Origin of the sequence: Cypionkella sp. TWP1-2-1b2 (genome assembly GCF_049896245.1) — a bacterium.
Taxonomy (GTDB): Bacteria; Pseudomonadota; Alphaproteobacteria; order Rhodobacterales; family Rhodobacteraceae; genus Cypionkella.
This window is the reverse complement of the sequence record NZ_JAFCTX010000003.1, coordinates 174463-194856: the sequence shown is the minus strand read 5'-3', so window position 1 is coordinate 194856 and position 20394 is coordinate 174463. Positions and strand designations below refer to the sequence as shown.

The following is a 20394-nucleotide window of genomic DNA, read 5'->3' as shown; positions in this document are numbered from 1 at the left end:
GCTTCGTCGGGGGGCTTCGTCGGGGGCTTCGTCGGGAGGCTTCGTCGGGGGGCTTCGTCGGGGGGCTTCGTCGGGGGGCTTCGTCGGGGGGCTTCGTCGGGGGGCTTCGTCGGGGGGCTTTTTGGCGCAGCTTTGGCGCAAGCTAGCGAAGGGGGGGCGGGAAGGCCAGATACCAGTTTTCCCCGCTGGGGTTTTCCGCTAAGTTCGCGGCCAAGGATTTTGGGAGTTTGGTTTTAGGTGTCAAGATTCGACCGCTATCTGCTGTCGCAACTGCTGGCGCTGTTCGGGTTTTTCTCGCTAGTGCTTGTGGCGGTCTATTGGGTGAACCGCGCGGTGGGGCTGTTTGATCAGTTGATCGGCGATGGCCAGTCGGCAGTGGTTTTCTTGCAGTTCTCCTTGCTGACGCTGCCGAATGTGATCCGGCTGGTTTTGCCGATTTCGGCGTTTATTGGCGCGGTTTATGTGGCCAATCGGTTGATGTCGGAATCAGAGCTGGTGGTGATGCAGGCGACCGGATTTTCAGCATTTCGGCTGGCGCGCCCGGTGTGGTATTTTGGGTTGATCGTGACGGGGATGATGCTGGTGCTGATGCATGTGCTGGTGCCCGAAAGCCGCAGTGCTTTGGCGGAGCGGTCAGAGGCGATCTCGCAGAATGTCTCGGCGCGGTTTTTGAAGGATGGCCAGTTCATTCATCCCTCGGACGGCATCACGCTTTATATCCGTGAGATTGCGCCGACGGGGGAATTGCTGGATCTGTTTCTGGCGGATGATCGAGTTGTGGAACAACGCGCGCTTTACACCGCGAAGAAGGCATTTTTTGCACGTACTGATGCGGGACCGAAGCTGCTGATGGTCGATGGCATGGTGCAGCTGTTGGGGCCGAAGGGGCAGTTGTCGGTGACGCGGTTTGCCGATTTCACCTATGATCTGGCGGGGTTGATGGCGGCGCCTGCTTTGCGGACGCGCAGTATGGCGGAGTTGTCGACGCCCGAGTTGTTGGCCCCGACCCCGGCGCTGATGGCAGAGGTGCAGCAGACCGAGGCGAGTATGCTGTTTGAGGGCCATGACCGGATTGCGCAGCCGTTTATGGCGCTTTCGGCTGCGTTGATCGGATTTTCCTCGCTGCTGCTGGGGGCGTTCAGTCGGTTCGGGTTGTGGCGGCAGGTCGGCGTGGCGGTGCTGCTGCTGCTGCTGGTGCAGGCGATTGCGACGGTTTCGACCAGTGTCGGCGAAGATGTGCCGCGCGGCTGGATGCTGGCTTATGTAGCTCCCGTGGTGGGGATCGCGATTGGGGTGTTCGAGTTGTGGTTGACGCAAAGGCCGCGGCGGGTGCCGAAGCTGGCAGTGCTAGACACGGTGGCAACATGACGCTGACCTTTTATATCGCGCGGCGGTTTTTGAAGATGTTCGGGCTGGTGTTTGGCGTGTTTGCGGCGATTTTGCTGCTGATCGACGTGATTGATCAGTTGCGTAAGGTTGGGGTCAGCCTGAGCGGAGCGCTTTATCTGTCGCTTCTGAACGTGCCAGAGAGCCTGTATCAGATCCTGCCGTTGATCATGATTTTGACGGCGATTGCGCTGTTTTTGGGGCTGGCGCGGTCGTCAGAGCTGGTGGTGGTGCGGGCCTCGGGGCGGTCTGGGTTGCAGTTTTTGGCAGTACCTGTGGTGATGGCCTTGCTGATTGGCGCGGTGGCGGTGGCGGTGTTCAATCCGTTGGTGGCGGCAACCTCGAAGACCTATGACCGCTTGTCGGCGCAGAGTGGGCAAGAGGGCTCGCTGCTGTCGTTGTCGGAGGATGGCTTGTGGATGCGGCAGGGCAATGCGGGTGGCAGCAGCGAGGCAGGGCAATCGGTGATCAAGGCGGTGCGCAGCGATCCCGATGGCACGACGTTGCAAGGTGTCACTGTGATCAGCTTTGGCTTGGAAGGCACGCCGACGCAGCGCATTGAAGCCACCTCGGCGCAACTGCTGCCGGGGGAATGGCTTCTGCACGGGGCCAAGCGCTGGTCATTGACCGATGCGAACCCTGAACAGACAGCACTTGCGACGGCGGTGGATATGCGCCTGCCCACCGATCTGACCCAAGACCGACTGCGCGACGGCTTTGGCGATGCTTCATCTGTGGCGTTTTGGGCGCTGCCCTCGTATATCAAAGCCTTGGAGCGGGCTGGCTTTTCGGCGCGCAGCTATCAGGTGTGGATGCAGATGGAGCTGGCCTTGCCGGTCTTGCTGGCGGCGATGGTGCTGATTGCGGCGGGCTTTACCATGCGGCACGCCCGCTTTGGCAAGACCGGGCAGATGGTGCTTTTGGCGTTGCTTGGCGGCTTTTTGATCTTTTTCCTGCGCAACTTCGCACAAGTTTTGGGGCAAAACGGCCAGATTCCGATCTTGCTGGCCGCGTGGAGCCCGCCGATTGCGGCGACGTTTCTGGCGCTGGGGCTCCTCTTGCATCTGGAGGATGGCTGATGCTTCGCCTCCTGAGTTTTATCGCAGCCCTGCTGTTTGCCCTGCCCGCTTTGGCGCAGGATAAGGCGACTTTGGTTGCCGATGCGCTGCAAATTCAGGACAACTCTACCCTGATCGCCCGCGGTCATGTCGAGATTTTTTATCAGAGCCAGAAGCTGACCGCGCAGAGCGTGACCTACGATCAGGCCAAGGATCGGCTGCTGATTGAAGGCCCGATTGTGCTGAGTGATGGCAAAGGCACGGTGATTTTGGCCAGTCAGGCCGAGATGAGCGCCGATTTGACCCAAGGGGTTTTGACCTCGGCGCGGTTGGTGTTGCAGCAACAGTTGCAACTTGCGGCAGCGGAAATCCAGCGGGTCGATGGGCGCTACACCGCGATGCAGCGGGTGGTAGCCTCCAGTTGCAAGGTTTGCGCAGGGAGTTCGACGCCGTTGTGGGAAATCCGCGCCCGCCGGGTGGTGCATGATCAAACCGAGCGGCAACTTTACTTCGATCACGCGCAGCTTCGCGTCGGCGGTGTTCCTGTCGCGTATATTCCGCGCCTGCGGATGCCCGACCCGACCCTGAAGCGTGCCTCAGGGTTTCTACTGCCATCGCTGAAGAACAATTCCAACTTTGGCACCGGGCTGATGCTGCCCTATTTCATCAAAATAGGTGACAGCCGCGATTTGACCGTGACGCCGTTCTTCACCACCAAGGGCAGCCGCACGGTCAATCTGCGCTATCGGCAGGCGTTTGCAACCGGCGGCATTGAAATCTCGGGCGGGGTATCGCGCGATGATCTTCGCCCTGGTGAGACGCGCGGCTATGTGCTGGGCACCGGGGGATTTGCGCTGCCGCGCGGCTTTAGGCTGGATTTGCGCGTCGAGGCGGTCAGCGACCCGGCCTATATCCTTGATTACGATTATCCAACGGGGGACCGTCTGGAGAGCCGCGCCGAGGTCAGTCGCACCCGGCGCAACGAATATATCTCGGGACGACTGATCGCGTTTCACTCGATCCGCGATGGCGAAGACAACGCCATCCTGCCCTCGCGGATGATGGATCTGACCTATCACCGCCGCTTTACTTTGGGTGGTTGGGGCGGCGAAGGTGGCTTTGAGTTGCAGGCGCATGGCCATGAGCGCACCTCGAATGATGCAGTGTCCGACAGCAACAGCGATGGCATCGCCGATGGCCGCGATATGCAACGGGTGTCGCTGCGCGCCGATTGGCGGAAGAATTTCTTGCTGGACAACGGCATGGAAGCGGCTGTGCTGGGCGAAGCTGCAGCAGATTTCTACATGATTGGGCAGGATGCGGTCTATGAGGGCAGCAAGACCAGATCGCATGCGGCGGTTGGGGCGGAGTTGCGCTGGCCTTGGGTGAAATCGCAGGCCAATGGCGTGTCTCAGGTGATCGAGCCGGTGATGCAGATCGTGCTGGGCTCGCGCACCGACAGTTCGATCCCGAATGAGGATTCGGCGCTGGTGGAATTTGACGAGGCGAATCTGTTCGATCTCAGCCGCTTTCCGGGGGCAGATGCGGTGGAAAATGGCACGCGGGCGAATTTGGGCGTCAGCTATCTGCGATTGGACCCGAATGGCTGGACCTTGGGGGTCACCGTGGGTCGGGTGCTGCGGACGGAAGATTTGGGCCAATTCAGCGATGGCTCGGGCCTGAGCGGGGTCAGTTCGGATTGGATGGCAGCGTGGCAGTTGGATATGGCCCGGTTTGATTTGACCAATCGGCTGTTGTTCGACGATCAGTTCAACATGACCAAAGCCGAATTGCAGGCGGCCTATAGCGGTGATCGATTCACAGTAGCGACAGGCTACGTCCATACCGAAGCGGATGCAGCAGAAAATAGGCTGACCCCGATATCCGAGCTGACTTTGGCCACCAGCTATCAGTTGGCCGACAACTGGACGGGGCGCGTCGCCAGTCGCTATGATTTTGAGGCCGAGCGGGCGGCGAAGGCCGGGCTGGGGCTGACCTTCCGCAACGAATGTTTGCTGGTCGATCTTTCTCTCTCGCGTCGGTTCACATCCTCGACTAGTGTGAAACCGACCACGGATTTCGGGCTTTCGGTGGAACTATTGGGTTTTGGCGGCAGCTCTGCGCCGGGGCCGGCGCGCCAATGCAGGCGCTAGGATAAGAAACGGACGACGGCAGGTGATCATGGTGCGACCCGCAGGTATAACGATGGTTTTGGCGCTGATGGCGTCGATTGGCTTTGGCGCACCTGTTGCGGCCGGGCCTTTTACGCCGATCAAGATCGTCAACGATCAGGCGATCACACAGTTTGAATTCGAGCAGCGCGTGCTGTTCATGCAGCTGTTGCGCCAACCGGGTGATCTGGAAAAGGCGGCGATGTCCTCGCTGGTGGATGACCGCTTGCGGATGTCAGCGGCCAAGCAGTTTGGCGTCAAGATGTCACCTGAGCAGTTGAAAGCCGGGATGGAAGAATTCGCCGCCCGGGCCAATCTGACCGCCGAGAAGTTTGTCGAAATCATCGGTCAGGCTGGGGTGCAGCCGGAAACTTTCCGCGATTTCGTCGAATCCGGGCTGGTGTGGCGGGAAATCATTCGCGGCAAATTCGCGCCAACGGTGTCGATCTCGGAAACCCAGATCGACCGGGCTTTGGCAAATGGCAGGCCGCTTGCGGCGCTGCAGGTCAAGCTGTCTGAGATCGTGATCCCGGCGGTGGGGGCTGGTCGCACGGCGGCGTTGCAAAAGGCCGATCATTTGCGCCTGCTGCTGCGCGGCGGCGAGGATTTCGCAGCCTTGGCACGGCAGAATTCCAGTGCGGCCTCGGCGGGGCGAGGTGGGGCTTTGGATTGGATGTTGCTGACCGCGTTGAAACCGGATGCGGCGAAAGCGGTGCGGGGGTTGGCTCCGGGTCAGGTTTCGGCGCCGGTGGTGCTGGATGATCAGGTGGTGATCTATCAGTTGCAGGAACAAAAGCAGGAGATGGTGAAGCCTTCCGGCGGTATCGTGGTGGATTATGCCGCGTTTTTGCTGCCCGACGATGGCGCGTCTGCCGCCAAAGTGCGGGCAAAGGTCGATACCTGCAACGATCTTTACGCGGTGGCCAAGGGGCTTCCGACGGATCGGCTGATCCGGGAAACCCTGCCGCAAGCCCAAGTGCCGCGCGATATCGCCGGGGCGTTGTCTGTGCTGGATGCGGGCGAGTCGTCTACCGCTGTCACGCGGGGCGGCTGGCGGGTGTTTTTGATGCTGTGCCGCAGAGGTCCGCCGGAAAACGAGATGCCCAGCCGGGACGAGGTGAAGATCCAACTGACCAATCAGGTTTTGGGCGCACAGGCGGATATTTATCTGGAAGAACTGCGGTCTGAAGCCCAGATTCGCACACCATGATCCGCATGCCATGAGACTGCCCGCATGACACTTCCCGTAGCGCTGACCTGTGGCGACCCCTCTGGGGTCGGCCCGGAATTGGCGTTGGCGGCGCGCGCGGTTTTGGGAACTGAACTGCCGCTGTTCTGGATCGGCGATCCGCGGCATTTGCGATCGGACGCGTTTCAAGAGATTGCCCTGCCCGCTGAAGCGGCATTGGTGCCAGCGCACCTGCTGCCAGTGTTGTCGCACCGCTTTGCCAGCCCTGCCATGCCCGGCCAACCTGCGCCGGAAAACGCCGCAGGCGTGATTGCGGTGATAGAGCGGGCGGTGGCTTTGGTGCAATCGGGGCAAGCGGCGGCGATCTGCACCGCACCGATTCACAAGAAAGCGCTGATGGATGACGCGGGCTTTGCTTTTGCCGGCCATACCGAGTTTCTCGCACATCTGGCCGGGGTCCACCGCGTGGTGATGATGCTGGCCTCGGCCTTGTTGCGGGTGGTGCCAGTGACCATCCATATCGCGATTGCCGATGTACCGGGGGCTTTGACGGCTGACTTGCTGGAGGACACAATTCGGATCACCGACGCTGGCTTGCGGCGGGATTTCGGGCTGGCGCGGCCTCGGCTGGCGGTGGCGGGGTTGAACCCGCATGCCGGTGAAGGCGGCGCGATGGGGCATGAGGAGATCACCCTGATCACCCCGGTGTTGCAGCGGCTGCGGGCCGAGGGCTTTGATCTGCGCGGGCCGAATTCCGCCGACACCATGTTCCATCCCCGCGCGCGCGAAGGCTATGATGCGGCGATCTGCATGTATCACGACCAAGCCCTGATTCCGATCAAGACGCTGGATTTTGATGGCGGGGTAAATCTGACCTTGGGGTTGCCGTTCGTGCGAACCTCGCCGGATCATGGCACGGCGTACGACATCGCGGGCAAGGGTTTGGCGCGGCCGGATAGTTTGATTGCGGCGCTGCGGATGGCGCATCAGATGGCAGCGGCGCGATTGGGGTAAAGACTGGGGCCAGCCCCAGACCCCGGAATATTTGAGCCAGTATGAAAGGGCTTTCTGTTGGGCACGATTGACGGGTTGCCGCCTCTGCGGGAGGTGATCAAGGCGCATGATCTGGTGGCGAAAAAGCAGTTGGGGCAGAACTTTCTGCTCGATCTGAACCTGACCGCGAAGATCGCGCGATTGGCGGGAGATTTGTCGGCTTGTGATGTGCTGGAGGTTGGCCCCGGCCCCGGTGGCCTGACGCGGGGATTATTGGTGGAAGGTGCGCGGCGGGTGTTGGCGGTGGAGAAAGATCCGCGCTGCGTGCCTGCATTGGCCGAGATTGGCGCGGCTTATCCGGGGCGGTTGCACATTATCAACGCCGATGCGATGGAGATCGACGTGCTGGGGCATCTTAATGCGCCGGTGCGGGTGGTGGCGAACCTGCCGTATAATGTCGGCACCGAACTGCTGATCCGCTGGCTGACGCCAAAAATCTGGCCGCCGTTCTGGCAAAGCCTGACGCTGATGTTTCAAAAGGAAGTGGCGGAGCGGATCGTCGCCAAGCCCCGCACCGATCACTATGGCCGCTTGGCTTTGCTGGTCGGCTGGCGCTGCGATGCCAAGATTGTGATGCATCTGCCGCCCGAGGCGTTCACCCCCGCGCCAAAAGTGCATTCAACGGTGGTGCATCTGACTCGGTTAGAGCAGCCCCGGTTTCCAGCAGATGAAGCGGTGCTGAACCGGATCACCACGATGGCCTTCGGGCAACGCCGCAAGATGTTGCGATCAAGTTTGAAGGGGATGGGGCCTGCGATTGAGGCGAAACTAGAGGCGGCAGGGATACCGCCCACGGCACGAGCCGAAGAGATTGAATTAGAGCGATTTTGCGCCTTGGCGCGGATTGTGGCCGCAGGCTGACGCTTTTCTCCCAGCCTTGGAACGCAAAAAGCCCGCACTTGGCAAGCTTTTTGGTGGGGATTTGTTCAGCGTTTATTCTGCGGCTTCGGATTTGTCCGGTGTGGCTTCCACAGCGGCAGGCTTTTTCTGCCGGGGCGCGCGGGTGGTTTTTGGCGCGGCTTCCAGTCCGGGCAAGGTCTCGGCAACTGGCTTTGGCGCGCGTGGCGCGCGGGTTTTGATCGGAGCACTTGCTGCGGCTTCGACTTGCGCGACCAAAGCGGCGGGCGATTCAAAGCGCGGAGCTTCAACACGCGGTGTCTCGACACGCGGGGCTTCGACACGCGGGGCTTCGACACGGGGCGCTTCAACTGCGGTTTCTTCGCGGGTGGTTACGAAACGCGGCGCTTCAGCGCGGGGCTGCTCGGCGCGCGGGGCATCATTACGCGGCTGCTCAACCCGAGGTTGGTCGGCCCGAGGCTGCTCAGAACGCGGCTGATCGTTGCGCTGTTGTTCAGCGCGCGGTGGGCGCGGCTCGCGATTTTTGTCGTCACGCGGGCGATTGTTGTCTTGGCGGCGCGGCTGATTGTTGTCGCGCGGTTGGTTATTGTCGCGTGACTGGTTGCTTTGTTGGTTGTCGCGCTGTTGGTTGTTGTCGCGCGGCTGATATTCGCGCTGCTGAGTATCACGGCGGAAATTGTCTTGACGCGGCGCTTGGCGATTGGCCTCGGGCAGATCGACAAGGCTGTGCTCATCTTCATCGACAACGCTGAAGCCGCCAGTATATGGCTGCTCGGCGTTTCCCGCCTCACTGCGCTCGGGGCGGTAATCACCACGCTCGTTGCGATAGTCTTGCCGATCACGGTTGCCATTTTGGCCGCCGTTCTGATTGTTCTGGTTGTTCTGGTTGTTCTGGTTGTTCTGGTTGTTCTGGCCGTTTTGGTTGTTCTGGCCACCGTTCTGGCTGTTTTGGTTATTCTGTCCGCCTTGATACTGCTGACGGGTTTCCTGTTCCGCAGCCATCTCACGCGTGGCTTCGGCCAGCATGCGGGTGTAATGTTCGGCGTGTTGGCTAAAGTTTTCAGCGGCCACGCGGTCGTTGGAACGCTGGGCGTCACCCGCCAGCATTTGATATTTCTCGATGATCTGTTGCGGCGTGCCGCGCACTTTGCCTTCGGGGCCAGAGCTGTCGAAGACACGGTTGATGATATTGCCGAGGGTGCGCGGGCGGTTCGTCTTTGAACGCGAACGGGACTTGGAAGAGCGCATCTTGTCCTTTGATCCAGATGGTCCGGGAGGTTGCGCCTGATCCTTTCGGGGATCGTCAGCCCATGGGGCATGGCAGCAATGACCGGGTTTGCGCGGGTCAGTGCCGAATTGCACCGAATGTCGCGTGGGTACGAATAATCACAAGGGCGGCGTTCTGACAAGTGGATTCTTGTCAGAATGGCGACAGTCAGCCGCAAATGCTGGCGTCTTGCGGCTTTTCGGCGCAGATCACCCGGTCGCGGCCGTCGAGGTCTTGCATCGTGCGGATGTTGATCATGCCTTGGGCGTGCAGCAGGGCCGTGACGGCGGCGCTTTGGGTCGGGCCGATTTCCAACAACAGGCGACCTTGCGCCATCAGGCGGGCGGGGGCTTGGGTGGCGATTTTGCGATAGGCATCCAAGCCATCACCGCCGGGGGTGAGGGCGGCGTGCGGTTCCCATTGCAGCACGTCGGGTGAGAGGTTGGGCATCTCGGCGGCGGCGATATAGGGCGGGTTCGAGGTAATCAGATCGAAGCGACCGTGGATATCGGCGCACCAGTCGGATTGGATGAACTTGGCGCGGGTGGCGAGGTTCAGCGTGGTGGCGTTTTCTTTGGCGACGTCGAGGGCTTTGGCGGACAGGTCAGAGCCGATGCCACTGGCCATAGGTATATCCGCAAGGCAGGACAGCAGGATGCAGCCGCTGCCGGTGCCAAGGTCGAGCAGTTTCAGGAACGGCCGGGTTAGGGCTTCGGCCACGAGGATTTCGGTTTCGGGGCGCGGATCTAGGGTGTCTTGAGTGACTTTGAAGCTGCGACCCCAGAATTGGCGCGCTCCGGTGATTTGCGAGACAGGCTGGTGATTTGTGCGGGCGGTGATGGCGGTGGCGTAAGTGATGGCTGCGGCTTCGGTCAGCGCATCGGGCAGATGCAGCGTCAGGCGATCAGCGGCAATGCCCATCGCATAGGCGAGCAGCAGGCGGGCGTCGCGGGGGGCGTTGTCGATGCCTGCGGCAGTCAGACGGGGGATGGCCAAGCGCAGGGCGTCTTGCGCTTTCATCCTTCCATCTCGGCCAGTTTGCTGGCTTGGTCATGGGCGACCAAAGCATCGACCACCTCACCCAGATCGCCCTGCATGATCTGGCCCAAGGAATAGAGTGTGAGATTGATGCGGTGGTCGGTCATCCGGCCCTGCGGGAAATTATAGGTGCGGATGCGTTCCGAACGATCCCCCGAGCCGACCTGAGATTTCCGCTCAGCAGCGCGGGCGTTATCGACGCGGGCGCGTTCCAGATCGAACAGCCGGGCGCGCAGCACTTGCATGGCGATTTCTTTGTTGCGGTGTTGGGATTTCTGCGCCGAGACCACAATCATCCCCGTCGGGATATGGGTGATCCGCACGGCAGAATCGGTAGTGTTGACGTGCTGGCCGCCTGCCCCAGAGGCTCGCATGGTGTCGATGCGGATATCGGATGCCGGGATCACCAGATCAACCTCCTCGGCTTCGGGCAGCACGGCGACGGTGGCGGCAGAGGTGTGGACGCGGCCTTGGGCTTCGGTTTCCGGCACCCGCTGAACACGATGCACACCGGATTCAAACTTCAGCTTGGCGAAGACGCCCTCGCCCGCGATATGCACCTGAACGTCTTTGATACCGCCAAGTTCGCTGTCTTGCTGTTCCAGAACCTCAAAGCTCCAGCCCATCTTCTCGGCATAGCGCTGATACATCCGCAGCAGGTCAGCGGCGAACAACGCAGCTTCATCGCCCCCCGTGCCGGGGCGGATTTCCAAAATTGCCGGGCGGGCGTCGGCGGCGTCTTTCGGCAGCAGCGCAATTTGCAGCCGGGATTCCATCTCGGGGATGCGGGCTTTCAGCAGCGGCATCTCATCTTCCGCCAAAGCCTTCATTTCGGGGTCGGCAAGCATGATCTCGGCCTCGGCCAGATCATCCAAGGCGCGGCGATAGGCCAAAATCTCATCCGCGACGGGCTTCAGATCGGAATATTCGCGCGACAGAGTCGCAATCTCGGCGGGAGAGGCGCCTGCGTTCAGCTTGGCTTCGAGAAACTCGAAACGCTGGGTGATCTGGGCGAGTTTTTCTAACGGAACCATGCGGTGGGTTTGCAGAGTTCGGCGGCTTTGGTCAAGTCCAAGAGCGACACCTGCATCTTTGGCGCAACCAGTTAGGGAGTGATCGCAAGCAATGTAGCCTGCGGTGCAGGTGGGTTCCAGATAAAGCCGTCGATCTGGTACGGGCGGCCCAAAGTATCGCCCGCGCTTGCGACTTTCACCACCGACCAATCGTTCTTGGTCGAGACATCCACCACAGTCATGCCCAGCGAGATCTGGCTGGGCTTCCAGTTGGCGTGGTCAATCAGAATCTCGCGGTCCGACACCACTTCTGACACCACAGCCACATGGCCTTTCGGCAGTTTGCGGGTCGACGAAAACGCCATCACCGCACCCACGACAGGCTCGTGGCCACGAGCGAATTTACCTTTGGCCTTGCCCCACCAAGTGCCCGCATTGCCCATGATCTCAACACCGCTGGCATCGCGCGCGAACGGTACGCACCAGACTTTTTGGCCCTTGGCGCGCTTGGCTTTGGCATTGCCAATAGCTTTCGAGACAAAGTTCGGGTTCAGCCCCGGCTGGATCAGATCGGGGTGGGCGGAGAGCATCGTCACTTCCGAATTGCTTGGCACGCAGGCGGCACTGAGGGCCAGAATGCCGCACAAAGCGGCCAAGCGCGGCAAATTACGGAAGGTTACAGCCATGTGAATGTCCCAAGTCTTTTTATGTTCTGTTCCGCACAGAAGGTCTTGGTTAGGCCAAGTTGTTTCTGCGCTGCGGCAGACATTCACTGATCCGTGACAAAGTTCAACAAACTGAAATATCCGTGGGCGAGAATCCGCCGCAGGTTTCCGCACAATCGGCGCATTACTGGCGATTTAGCGGAACCGAACGCAGTTTCAGGCGTTAAAAGCGCTGATCCATGCGGTCAAACGGGCCGCATTGACGCCCCAATCGCCTGCACCAAAGCGCTGGCGGGCATAAAGCGTCACGCCCTCGGGGGTAGATTCGGCAGTGGTGTAATCGGGAAAGCCCCAGAACGCCGATCGGGTTTGCCAGGTGATCCGCCCGGTTTCAGCACTGCCCGCGATGCGGATGGTGCGCGGCGTGGCCAGCGCGATACCATCCAGTTTGGCCAGCAGCGCTTGGCTCTGATCGGGTGCTGCGATCAGATCGGCATAGGCCCCATTTGGCAAGCCGGTAACCTTGTCCGGGCTAGGGGTGGCGATATCCAGCGGGCGCGGATCGAGGGCCAGATGCCACAAGGATGGATCGGTCGGGGCGAGGCGAATAAACGCCATGGCCCCCGCTGCCACGATCAGGATCAAAACGGCGAGGGTCATGCGTTTGTTCATCTTTGTGTTTTCGCCCAATGGTAGAGACAGATCAACTCATATCCGACATGCGCGCCTGCAATCGCCGTGGCCCCGGTGGTGTCATAGGGTGGCGAGACTTCAACAATATCGCCGCCGACCATGTTGATGCCCGCCAGATCGCGCAAGATGGCTGCCGCTTGCCAAGAATGCAAGCCGCCCCAGACCGGCGTGCCAGTGCCGGGGGCCACCGAGGGGTCGAGCGCGTCAATATCGAAGGTCAGGTAGGTCTTGTGATCGTCGACGATGTCTTTGATCTTCGCCACCACCGCCGCCGTGCCATTTTCATGCACCCAGCGGGCGTCAATGACGTTGAAGCCAAGGTAATCTTCGGTGGTGGTGCGGATGCCAATCTGCACCGAGCGGTTTGGGTCAACATAGCCCTGCTTGACGGCCTTATACATCATGGTGCCGTGGTCGATCCGGCTCATGTCGTCATCCGGCCAGAGATCGGAATGGGCGTCGAAATGGATGACTGACAGCGGCCCGAATTTCTCGGCATAGGCGCGCAGGATCGGCAGGGTGATGTAGTGATCGCCACCTAAGGTGATCGTGCCGGCGCCAGCTGACAGAATTTTGCGGATATGCACGGTCAGGGTATCGGGGAAATCGGCGGTCTTGGCATAGTCAAACGCACAATCGCCGTAGTCGATGATGTTGAGGTCTTCCAGCGGATTGGTCGGCCAGCCGTAGGGCGGATCGTAGGGCTGCAAAGTTGACGCTTCGCGAATCGCGCGGGGGCCAAAGCGGGTGCCGGTGCGGTGGGTGACGGCTTGGTCAAACGCCACGCCGGTGATGGCAAGGTCTACCCCGGTGAGGTCTTTGGTGTAGGTCCGGCGCAGGAATGAGGTGGCGCCCGAGAACGCGTTCTCAAAGGCATAACCGCGCTGGGTGGTGCGGGTGAAAGCGGTGTCGATTTCGGTTTTAGCGTCTTCTAAGGCCATGATTCTCTCGGAGATAACGGCGCTTGCGTCTTTATCCTCGGGTCACAACCCAAGCCGGAGACGCGCGGATCCGGGTGATTCAAAGGACGGCAGGCTTGGGAGGTTGTCAAGCCTGATGCGGCGGATATGCGGCAAGGCCGGAGTGCGCCGCGCGGAAGTATTTAGGCCAAGATGAAATTGCTGTTTCCGAAATACTCCCGCGCAGAGCGCTTCGACGCTGGCCAGTCATGGCTAGGGCGGGGTTCACCCCGCCACGCTGTTACCCCAACCGATGCCCCTCGCGCACCAGATCATCGCTGACGCGGCGGATCGCGTGTTCGAGGGTATCGACGACAAAATCGACCTCGGCTTCGGTGATGATCAACGGCGGTGACATCACGTTCAGATGGCCAATGGGCCGCACCAGCAGGCCGAGCGATTCTGCCACATCGGAGATGCGTTTGCTTTCATTGACCTCATCGGGGAGCAATTCTTTGGTGGCCTTGTTGGCAACGTTTTCGACGCAGAGCATCAAGCCCTGCCCGCGCACATTGCCGACAAGTGGCAAGTCTTCCAATGCTTTCAGCCGGGTGTTGAAATAGGCACCGACTTTCGTGGCATTGGCGAGCAGGCCTTCGCGATCCAGAATTTCGATGTTTTTTTGCGCGCAAGCACAGCTGACCGGATGGCCCGAATAGGTCAGGCCGGTGGTGAACCAGCGGTGCCCGCCTTCGGCCATTGCAGCCCAGATCCGTTCAGACAGGATCAGCGCGCCCAAAGGCAGGTAGCCCGAGGTCAGGCCTTTGGCGGTGGTGATCATATCCGGCTGCACCCCGAACGCATCCTCACTGGCGAACCAATGGCCGATGCGGCCAAAGGCGGTGACGACTTCATCGGCGATGAACAGGATGTCGTGGCGTTTGCAGATTTCCCACATCCGACGCAGATAGCCCTGCGGCGGGATGATGATACCGCCCGAGGCTTGAATCGGCTCGGCGATAAAGCCGCCGATACGGTCAGCACCGACTTTTGCGATCAGAGCTTCAAATTCGGCGATCAGATCATCGCAGAACTGCGCCTCGGTCTGATGGTCGGGGCGGCGGTAGGGGTTGGGGCAGCTCAGATGGTGGATCCCCTCGGTCTTGTAGCGAAATTCTTCGATGCGGTCGCCGTTCCTTTTGCCCACCGATTGGGTGAGATACGTCGAGCCGTGATAAGAGTTTTCCCGCGCCACGATGTCGGTTTTATCCGGGTTGCCGCGGGCGTGGTGGTAGTAGCTGACCACCCGCACGGCCGTATCGACCGCCGTTGAGCCGCCGGTGGTGAAATGCACGCGGTTGAGATCACCGGGCGCGAGTTCGGCCAGTTTGGCGGCGAGGCGTGCTGCGGGATCATTGGTCATATCGACAAAATGGTTGGCGAAGGCGAGGCGCTCGGCCTGTTCGGCAATCGCATCGGCCATCTCGCGGCGACCCAGACCGATGTTGGTACACCACATGCCGCCGACAGCGTCGAAGTATTCGCGGCCCTGTTCATCCCACAGCTTTGCGCCCTGCCCGCGCGCGATCACCAAAGAGCCCGCTTTCTCGAACGGCCCGAAGTTAGCCCAAGGGTGCAGGACATGGGCGCGGTCCATCTCAAACGCGGATGTGTTGGGCAGGCTTGCGGGGGCGTTCATTTTGAATCTCCAGTCAATATGATTTGGCCAAGATAGCCAAACGCGGTAAAAAGACCAGAGGGTATTTGATCAAATTTCAGAACAGCTTTTGCTTGGCCTTTGACAGCTTGAAACCATGGCCGCCGAGGTTGCTACATTCTATGCCGGATTTCTCCGACGAGCAGGTGAACGGCCCCAGCGAGATCGACTTGCCGTAGCCGAGCTCAATCCCGCCCGGATCGGCAACAGAATCGGACACACAGGCGAGATAGCCCGGCCCGCCCGCATCCACCGCAAAGCTGCTGCCCCAGTCGAATTCGCAATCGGGCGGGGCTTTGCGATAGGTGGGGGTCAGGCTGCCCATATCGCAACGCACTTGCGCATAGTCCCCGGTGGACATGCCGCATTGGATATTGCCCGAAGGTGAGTGGAAGGCGAGGTAATCATCGGCCAAGGCGGCTGTTGCAAAAATCGGCGCTGCCAACAAGCTCAGGGCGAAGGTCAGGCGGATCATAATGGCTCCTTGCAAATCAATGAAAGCAGCCTAGCGCAGCCGGTGGCGGCTGCGCTAGCATTGTTTAGACCAAGATGAGATCAGGCGAGCGGTTGCGCGCGCTCAACCAGCCTTGCGAAGAACGACGCGCCAATCGGGGCGGCCTCGTCGTTGAAATCATAAGCCGCGTGGTGCAGGCCTGCGCCGGGGCCGGTGCCCATAAACAGATAAGCGCCTTTGCGGGCTTCCAGCATGTAAGAGAAATCTTCCGACCCCATTTCGCGCACCGAATTGCCATCGACGGCAGTGTCGCCCACGATTTCAGCCGCCACTTCGACGGCAAAGGCGGCTTGATCGGCATGGTTGATGGTGGCGGGATAGCCCCAGTCGTAGTCGATGCGCGCTTGCACGCCGTAAGCGGCTGCGTGGCCTTCGACAATTTCATGGAAACGTTTTTTCAGCAAAGCACGGACTTCGGGTTTGAAGCAGCGGATGGTAGTCGCGAACATCGCCTCTTCGGGGATGATGTTCGACGCGGTGCCGGAGTTCACCATAGTCACCGACAAAACCGCCTCGTCTAACGCATAGATATTGCGCGGGATGATCGTTTGGATTGCGGAAATCATGCCCACCAGTGCCACGATGGGATCGACGCAATCATGTGGCGTGGCTCCATGGCCGCCTTTGCCCGTCAGATACACATAAGCGGTATCCACTGAGGCCATCAGCGCCCCCGGCGTGGTCAGGAAATGCCCAAAGGGCACGTTTGGGGCGTTGTGGATGCCGTAGACTTGCTCGACGGTAAAGCGGTCCATCATGCCTTGGTTCACCATCTCGCGGCCCCCCGCGCCATCTTCCTCGGCGGGTTGGAAGATCAGTGCGACACGGCCTTTGAAGCGACGGGTCTCGGCGAGGTATTTTGCGGCCCCCAGCAACATGGTGACATGGCCATCATGGCCACAGGCGTGCATTTTGCCGGGGATGGTCGAGGCATATTCGGCCCCGGTGATTTCCTGAATAGGCAGCGCATCCATATCGGCGCGCAGGCCGATGGTTGGGCCATCTCCCTGGCCGTTGATAATCGCCACGATGCCGGTCTTGGCGATGCCGGGATGAATTTCATCGACGCCGATCTCTTTAAGACGATCGACGATATAAGCGGCGGTGGTGAAGCAGTCGAAAGACAGTTCGGGATTCGCGTGCAAATGCCTGCGCCAGCCCTTCATTTCCTCGGCATAAGCGGCGATACGGTTGAGGACGGGCATGGGGATCTCCTGATTTGCTTGCCTTTGATCAAATCTTATCTGGAAGGGATCGGCAATGCCCCTGCCTCATTCTGACGACGCATCCGACCAACTTGTGCGTGACCCTGCAGGCGGGATCGACAGATTGCTGGAGATCATGCGGCGACTGCGTGACCCGGTTGCGGGCTGCCCGTGGGATATTGAGCAGACCTTTGCCAGCATCGTGCCCTATACGATTGAGGAGGCGCATGAGGTCGCCGATGCGATCGAACGGCAGGCTTGGGGCGAGTTGCCAGGGGAATTGGGCGATCTGTTGTTGCAGGTGGTGTTTCATGCCCAGATGGCGACCGATCAGGGGATATTCAGCTTGCAGGACGTGGTGCAGGCAATCTCTGACAAGATGGTAACTAGACATCCGCATGTGTTCGGGCACGAGAGCCGCGACAAAACGCCCGCGCAGCAGACGCTGGATTGGGAGACGATCAAGGCCGCAGAGCGCGGCGCGCAGAACGCCCGTGTGCTGGACGGTGTGGCGCTGGGATTGCCGGGGTTGACCCGCGCGGTAAAGCTGCAAAAGCGGGCGGCGCGGGTAGGGTTTGACTGGCCCTCAACCGATGAGGTGGTCGCCAAAATTGCCGAGGAGGCGGCGGAGCTGGTTGAGGCGCGCGATCAGTTGAGCCACGCGGAAGTCACTGAAGAATTTGGCGATTTATTGTTTGTGATGGCCAATCTGGCGCGGCATCTGGATGTTGACCCGGAAGCTGCGCTGCGCGCCGCCAACGCCAAATTCTCGCGCCGCTTTGGCCGGATTGAGGATTGGCTGGCCGAGGATGACCGCACCCCCGCCGACAGCGATCTGGCGGAAATGGATGCGCTGTGGAACCGCGCCAAGGCCGAGGAAAAGGCGCTGAAATCGGACTGAAACCGCACGACTTTCACAGGGCAAAGCATTGTCGACCACTCTAAAGTCTTTTAGTCAGGCATTGACCGCGCCGCCGGAAGGGGCTTTAAGCGCGGCCATATACCTGACCAAAGGACTCAACCATGAAGCTGCGTTTTTCCTTGTTCGCGCTCGCGCTCGCCAGCACCGCCGTGCCTGCACTGGCCGAGGAGGTGAATATCTACTCGCACCGCCAGCCCGAATTGATCCAGCCGCTGATTGATGCCTTCACCAAAGACACCGGCATCACGGTGAATATTGCCTTTGTTGACAAGGGTATGGCCGAGCGTCTGGTGGCGGAAGGTGATCGCTCGCCCGCCGATCTGATCCTGACGGTGGACATCGCGCGGCTGATGGAAGTGGTGAACGCAGGCGTGACGCAGCCGGTGGACTCGGCAGTGCTGGAGAAAAACATTCCCGCCGAATACCGCGATCCGGGCAAACAATGGTTCGGCCTGACCGCCCGTTCGCGCATCGTTTATGCGGCGAAAGACCGGGTAAAGGATGGCGAAGTCACCACCTATGAAGATCTCGCCAATCCGAAATGGAAGGGTCGGCTCTGTATGCGTTCGGGCACCAATGATTATAACGTGGCGCTGACCGGGGCGATGCTGGCGCATCACGACGCCGCGTTCACCAAGACTTGGCTGGAGGGTCTGAAGGCCAACCTGGCCCGCAAACCCAATGGCGCTGACCGCGATCAGGTCAAAGCGATCTGGGCGAACGAGTGCGACATTGCCATTGGCAACACCTATTATCTGGGGCAGATGCTGGCCGACCCCGAGCAGAAAGACTGGGCCAACGCCGTCCGCATCATCTTCCCGGTGTTTGAAGGCGGCGGCACCCATATGAACATCTCAGGCGTGGCGATGACCAAGGCCGCACCCAACCACGATGCGGCGCTGAAGCTGATGGAATGGCTGTCGTCGGATGAGGCGCAGAAGATCTATGCCGAAACCAACTACGAATTCCCGGTGGAACCTGGTGTGGAACGCTCGGCTTTGGTGAAAAGCTGGGGCGACTTCACGCCTGACAACTTGGCTTTGGCGGATGTCGCAGCGCAGCGTCCGGCAGCTTTGAAGCTGATCGAAGAAGTCGATTTCGACAACTGATCGGAACCAGCGATCAAATTATGAGTTATCAAAGGGCGCAGTTGCGCCCTTTTTCTATTTTGATCATCTGGACAAATTGGGGGGAATGGCGTTTTCTGTCGGCCAAAAAGGAGCAGACGATGCCTAAAACCCCGCGCAAAATCATCATCGACACCGATCCCGGCCAAGACGACGCTTTTGCGATCATGCTGGCCTTGGGCAGCCCGGAAGATATTGAGGTGCTGGGCATCGTCGCGGTGGCGGGCAATGTACCGCTGGCTTTGACCCAGAAAAACAGCCGGATGATCTGTGAGCTGGCGGGACGGTCGGATATTAAGGTGTTCGCAGGCAGCGATCGCCCCCTGAAGCGCAAGCTGGTCACTGCCGAGCATGTGCACGGCAAAACTGGGCTGGATGGCCCTATGCTGGCGGATCCTGTGATGCCCCTGCAAGCCCAGCATGGTGTGGAGTTCATTATTGAGACACTGCGGCGCGAGCCTGCTGGATCGGTGACCCTGTGTCCGCTGGGGCCGCTGACCAACGTGGCCAAAGCGTTCTTGCAGGCCCCAGATGTGGTGGGGCGGGTGCAGGAAATCGTGCTGATGGGCGGGGGATATTTTGAGGGTGGCAACATCACGCCTGCCGCCGAGTTCAACATCTATGTTGATCCCGAGGCGGCTGAGATTGTGTTCCGGTCTGGTGTGCCTTTGGTGGTGATGCCGCTTGATGTGACCCATAAAGTGCTGACCACAAAGGCGCGGGTTCAGGCGTTCCGGGCGATGGGCACCGAGGTGGGGCGCGTGGCCGCCGAATGGGCGGATTTCTTTGAGCGGTTCGATAAGGAGAAATATGGCTCGGATGGCGGGCCGCTGCATGATCCGACGGTGGTGGCATATTTGATCAAGCCGGAGCTGTTTAAGGGACGGCTGATCAATGTGGAGATTGAAACCCAGTCGGAACTGACTTTGGGGATGACGGTTGCGGATTGGTGGGGGGTGACGGATCGGCCGAAGAACGCGCTGTTTATCGGGGATGTGGACGCGCAGGGGTTCTTTCATTTGCTGACCGAGAGGTTGGCGCGGTTGTGATTTGGGGCGGTCCCGAGTTGGGACCGTTTTGGGGGTTAGGGAAATCAATGGGTTACGGGGCGGCGGTAAGGGTTTGTTAATGTTTCGCCATTGAAGCGTTGGACCGGGGGCCAGCCCCCGGACCCCCGGGATATTTATGCCAGTGTGAAATTGTAAGGCAACCAGAGGCCGAGATAAAACAGTTTGGATGGTGGTTTAGACAATCACGAAGACCGACCTACACCGTTAATCACTCAGCACCTATTGCACCGACATTTTGACCAATCAAGAGCCGTCAAGAACTTGAAGGCAGGTGAAATGGCGGACTTGCAATGCATGTGTGGCTGCGGCGAACAAACCAAGGGTGGAAAGTACCGCCCCAACCATGATCAGAAACTGCGGAAAGCTCTTGAGGATGCAGTCGGTGGATTGGAAAGTCTTCGCGCTTTGGTCGAAAAGCATTTAGGGCGAAAAATTTCGAGTCGCTAGATAAGTTGCTCAACTCGAAACTTCGGGCGCACTCTCACAATATTCAGACCCTAAGATTTTGACGTCTGCGCGCGTGCCTTCCTGCGGTTTTAGAATAACTCA

General features: G+C 60.0%; 18 protein-coding genes and 1 pseudogene. 10 read left to right on the top strand and 9 right to left on the bottom strand.

Going from position 1 to position 20394, the window contains the following annotated elements:
• Window positions 1–237 precede the first annotated feature (237 nt).
• The 7 genes from lptF (at window position 238) to ACP7AP_RS03070 (ending at window position 8312) form a co-directional block, all read left to right on the top strand.
• Window positions 238–1368: an LPS export ABC transporter permease LptF gene (gene lptF / locus ACP7AP_RS03100; RefSeq protein ID WP_426032109.1), complete on the top strand. Its 1131-nt coding sequence runs from the start codon at window positions 238–240 to the stop codon at window positions 1366–1368.
• Entirely contained in the window at window positions 1365–2465 is a 1101-nt protein-coding gene (gene lptG, locus ACP7AP_RS03095; RefSeq protein WP_426032107.1) for an LPS export ABC transporter permease LptG, read from the top strand. The genes lptF and lptG overlap by 4 nt, the downstream gene beginning before the upstream one ends.
• Window positions 2465–4597, top strand: a complete 2133-nt coding sequence (locus tag ACP7AP_RS03090) for an LPS-assembly protein LptD (protein WP_426032105.1) — start codon at window positions 2465–2467, stop codon at window positions 4595–4597. Before lptG ends, ACP7AP_RS03090 begins: the two co-directional genes overlap by 1 nt.
• Window positions 4551–5825 carry a peptidylprolyl isomerase gene (locus tag ACP7AP_RS03085; protein ID WP_426032103.1) on the top strand — a complete coding sequence of 425 codons (1275 nt, stop codon included), beginning with the start codon at window positions 4551–4553 and terminating at the stop codon, window positions 5823–5825. The genes ACP7AP_RS03090 and ACP7AP_RS03085 overlap by 47 nt, the downstream gene beginning before the upstream one ends.
• Window positions 5826–5849: 24 nt before the next feature.
• Entirely contained in the window at window positions 5850–6818 is a 969-nt protein-coding gene (gene pdxA, locus ACP7AP_RS03080) for a 4-hydroxythreonine-4-phosphate dehydrogenase PdxA (RefSeq protein WP_426032101.1), read from the top strand.
• Between the two features lie 57 nt (window positions 6819–6875).
• Window positions 6876–7718, top strand: coding sequence for a 16S rRNA (adenine(1518)-N(6)/adenine(1519)-N(6))-dimethyltransferase RsmA (rsmA, locus tag ACP7AP_RS03075; RefSeq protein ID WP_426032099.1), 843 nt, complete (start codon window positions 6876–6878; stop codon window positions 7716–7718).
• A gap of 243 nt (window positions 7719–7961) precedes the next feature.
• Window positions 7962–8312, top strand: coding sequence for a hypothetical protein (locus ACP7AP_RS03070; RefSeq protein WP_426032131.1), 351 nt, complete (start codon window positions 7962–7964; stop codon window positions 8310–8312).
• A gap of 404 nt (window positions 8313–8716) precedes the next feature.
• On the opposite strand, the pseudogene ACP7AP_RS03065 reads toward ACP7AP_RS03070, so the two are convergent.
• From ACP7AP_RS03065 to ACP7AP_RS03025, 9 genes and pseudogenes are all read right to left on the bottom strand, one after another.
• Window positions 8717–8963 (bottom strand): annotated as a pseudogene (locus ACP7AP_RS03065) (DUF4167 domain-containing protein); the annotation flags it as partial.
• Between the two features lie 187 nt (window positions 8964–9150).
• Complete coding sequence (prmC, locus tag ACP7AP_RS03060) at window positions 9151–10002, bottom strand: peptide chain release factor N(5)-glutamine methyltransferase (protein WP_426032097.1); 852 nt, start codon at window positions 10000–10002, stop codon at window positions 9151–9153.
• Window positions 9999–11054, bottom strand: a complete 1056-nt coding sequence (gene prfA / locus ACP7AP_RS03055; RefSeq protein WP_426032095.1) for a peptide chain release factor 1 — start codon at window positions 11052–11054, stop codon at window positions 9999–10001. The genes prmC and prfA overlap by 4 nt, the downstream gene beginning before the upstream one ends.
• Before the next feature lie 71 nt (window positions 11055–11125).
• On the bottom strand, window positions 11126–11719 hold the full coding sequence (locus ACP7AP_RS03050) for a CHAP domain-containing protein (protein WP_426032093.1): 594 nt from the start codon (window positions 11717–11719) through the stop codon (window positions 11126–11128).
• Between the two features lie 195 nt (window positions 11720–11914).
• Window positions 11915–12370, bottom strand: coding sequence for a DUF1499 domain-containing protein (locus ACP7AP_RS03045; protein WP_426032091.1), 456 nt, complete (start codon window positions 12368–12370; stop codon window positions 11915–11917).
• The gene (gene speB, locus ACP7AP_RS03040) at window positions 12367–13332 is read right to left on the bottom strand and encodes an agmatinase (protein WP_426032089.1); all 966 of its coding nucleotides are present in this window, start codon (window positions 13330–13332) and stop codon (window positions 12367–12369) included. The genes ACP7AP_RS03045 and speB overlap by 4 nt, the downstream gene beginning before the upstream one ends.
• A gap of 259 nt (window positions 13333–13591) precedes the next feature.
• Window positions 13592–14989 (bottom strand): aminotransferase, encoded by a 1398-nt coding sequence (locus ACP7AP_RS03035; protein ID WP_426032087.1) that lies wholly within the window; start codon window positions 14987–14989, stop codon window positions 13592–13594.
• Window positions 14990–15065: 76 nt separating this feature from the next.
• Window positions 15066–15482: a DUF6636 domain-containing protein gene (locus tag ACP7AP_RS03030; protein WP_426032085.1), complete on the bottom strand. Its 417-nt coding sequence runs from the start codon at window positions 15480–15482 to the stop codon at window positions 15066–15068.
• Window positions 15483–15562: 80 nt separating this feature from the next.
• Window positions 15563–16726, bottom strand: a complete 1164-nt coding sequence (locus ACP7AP_RS03025; RefSeq protein WP_426032083.1) for a M20 aminoacylase family protein — start codon at window positions 16724–16726, stop codon at window positions 15563–15565.
• 55 nt (window positions 16727–16781) lie between these two features.
• Between ACP7AP_RS03025 and mazG the strand changes: the two genes are divergently transcribed.
• The 3 genes from mazG to ACP7AP_RS03010 all read left to right on the top strand — a co-directional run bounded on the left by mazG (window position 16782) and on the right by ACP7AP_RS03010 (window position 19824).
• Window positions 16782–17627 (top strand): nucleoside triphosphate pyrophosphohydrolase, encoded by an 846-nt coding sequence (gene mazG, locus ACP7AP_RS03020; protein ID WP_426032081.1) that lies wholly within the window; start codon window positions 16782–16784, stop codon window positions 17625–17627.
• Window positions 17628–17749: 122 nt separating this feature from the next.
• Window positions 17750–18757, top strand: a complete 1008-nt coding sequence (locus ACP7AP_RS03015) for a Fe(3+) ABC transporter substrate-binding protein (RefSeq protein ID WP_426032080.1) — start codon at window positions 17750–17752, stop codon at window positions 18755–18757.
• Between the two features lie 119 nt (window positions 18758–18876).
• Window positions 18877–19824 (top strand): nucleoside hydrolase, encoded by a 948-nt coding sequence (locus tag ACP7AP_RS03010; protein ID WP_426032078.1) that lies wholly within the window; start codon window positions 18877–18879, stop codon window positions 19822–19824.
• The last annotated feature ends 570 nt before the right edge of the window (window positions 19825–20394 follow it).

Coding starts and splice junctions, on each gene's coding strand:
- lptG (WP_426032107.1), top strand. CDS start 1,365: ATGACGCTGACCTTTTATATCGCGCGGCGGTTTTTGAAGATGTTCGGG.
- ACP7AP_RS03090 (WP_426032105.1), top strand. CDS start 2,465: ATGCTTCGCCTCCTGAGTTTTATCGCAGCCCTGCTGTTTGCCCTGCCC.
- pdxA (WP_426032101.1), top strand. CDS start 5,850: ATGACACTTCCCGTAGCGCTGACCTGTGGCGACCCCTCTGGGGTCGGC.
- prmC (WP_426032097.1), bottom strand. CDS start 10,002: ATGAAAGCGCAAGACGCCCTGCGCTTGGCCATCCCCCGTCTGACTGCC.
- prfA (WP_426032095.1), bottom strand. CDS start 11,054: ATGGTTCCGTTAGAAAAACTCGCCCAGATCACCCAGCGTTTCGAGTTT.
- ACP7AP_RS03050 (WP_426032093.1), bottom strand. CDS start 11,719: ATGGCTGTAACCTTCCGTAATTTGCCGCGCTTGGCCGCTTTGTGCGGC.
- ACP7AP_RS03045 (WP_426032091.1), bottom strand. CDS start 12,370: ATGAACAAACGCATGACCCTCGCCGTTTTGATCCTGATCGTGGCAGCG.
- speB (WP_426032089.1), bottom strand. CDS start 13,332: ATGGCCTTAGAAGACGCTAAAACCGAAATCGACACCGCTTTCACCCGC.
- ACP7AP_RS03035 (WP_426032087.1), bottom strand. CDS start 14,989: ATGAACGCCCCCGCAAGCCTGCCCAACACATCCGCGTTTGAGATGGAC.
- ACP7AP_RS03030 (WP_426032085.1), bottom strand. CDS start 15,482: ATGATCCGCCTGACCTTCGCCCTGAGCTTGTTGGCAGCGCCGATTTTT.
- ACP7AP_RS03025 (WP_426032083.1), bottom strand. CDS start 16,726: ATGCCCGTCCTCAACCGTATCGCCGCTTATGCCGAGGAAATGAAGGGC.
- mazG (WP_426032081.1), top strand. CDS start 16,782: ATGCCCCTGCCTCATTCTGACGACGCATCCGACCAACTTGTGCGTGAC.
- ACP7AP_RS03015 (WP_426032080.1), top strand. CDS start 17,750: ATGAAGCTGCGTTTTTCCTTGTTCGCGCTCGCGCTCGCCAGCACCGCC.
- ACP7AP_RS03010 (WP_426032078.1), top strand. CDS start 18,877: ATGCCTAAAACCCCGCGCAAAATCATCATCGACACCGATCCCGGCCAA.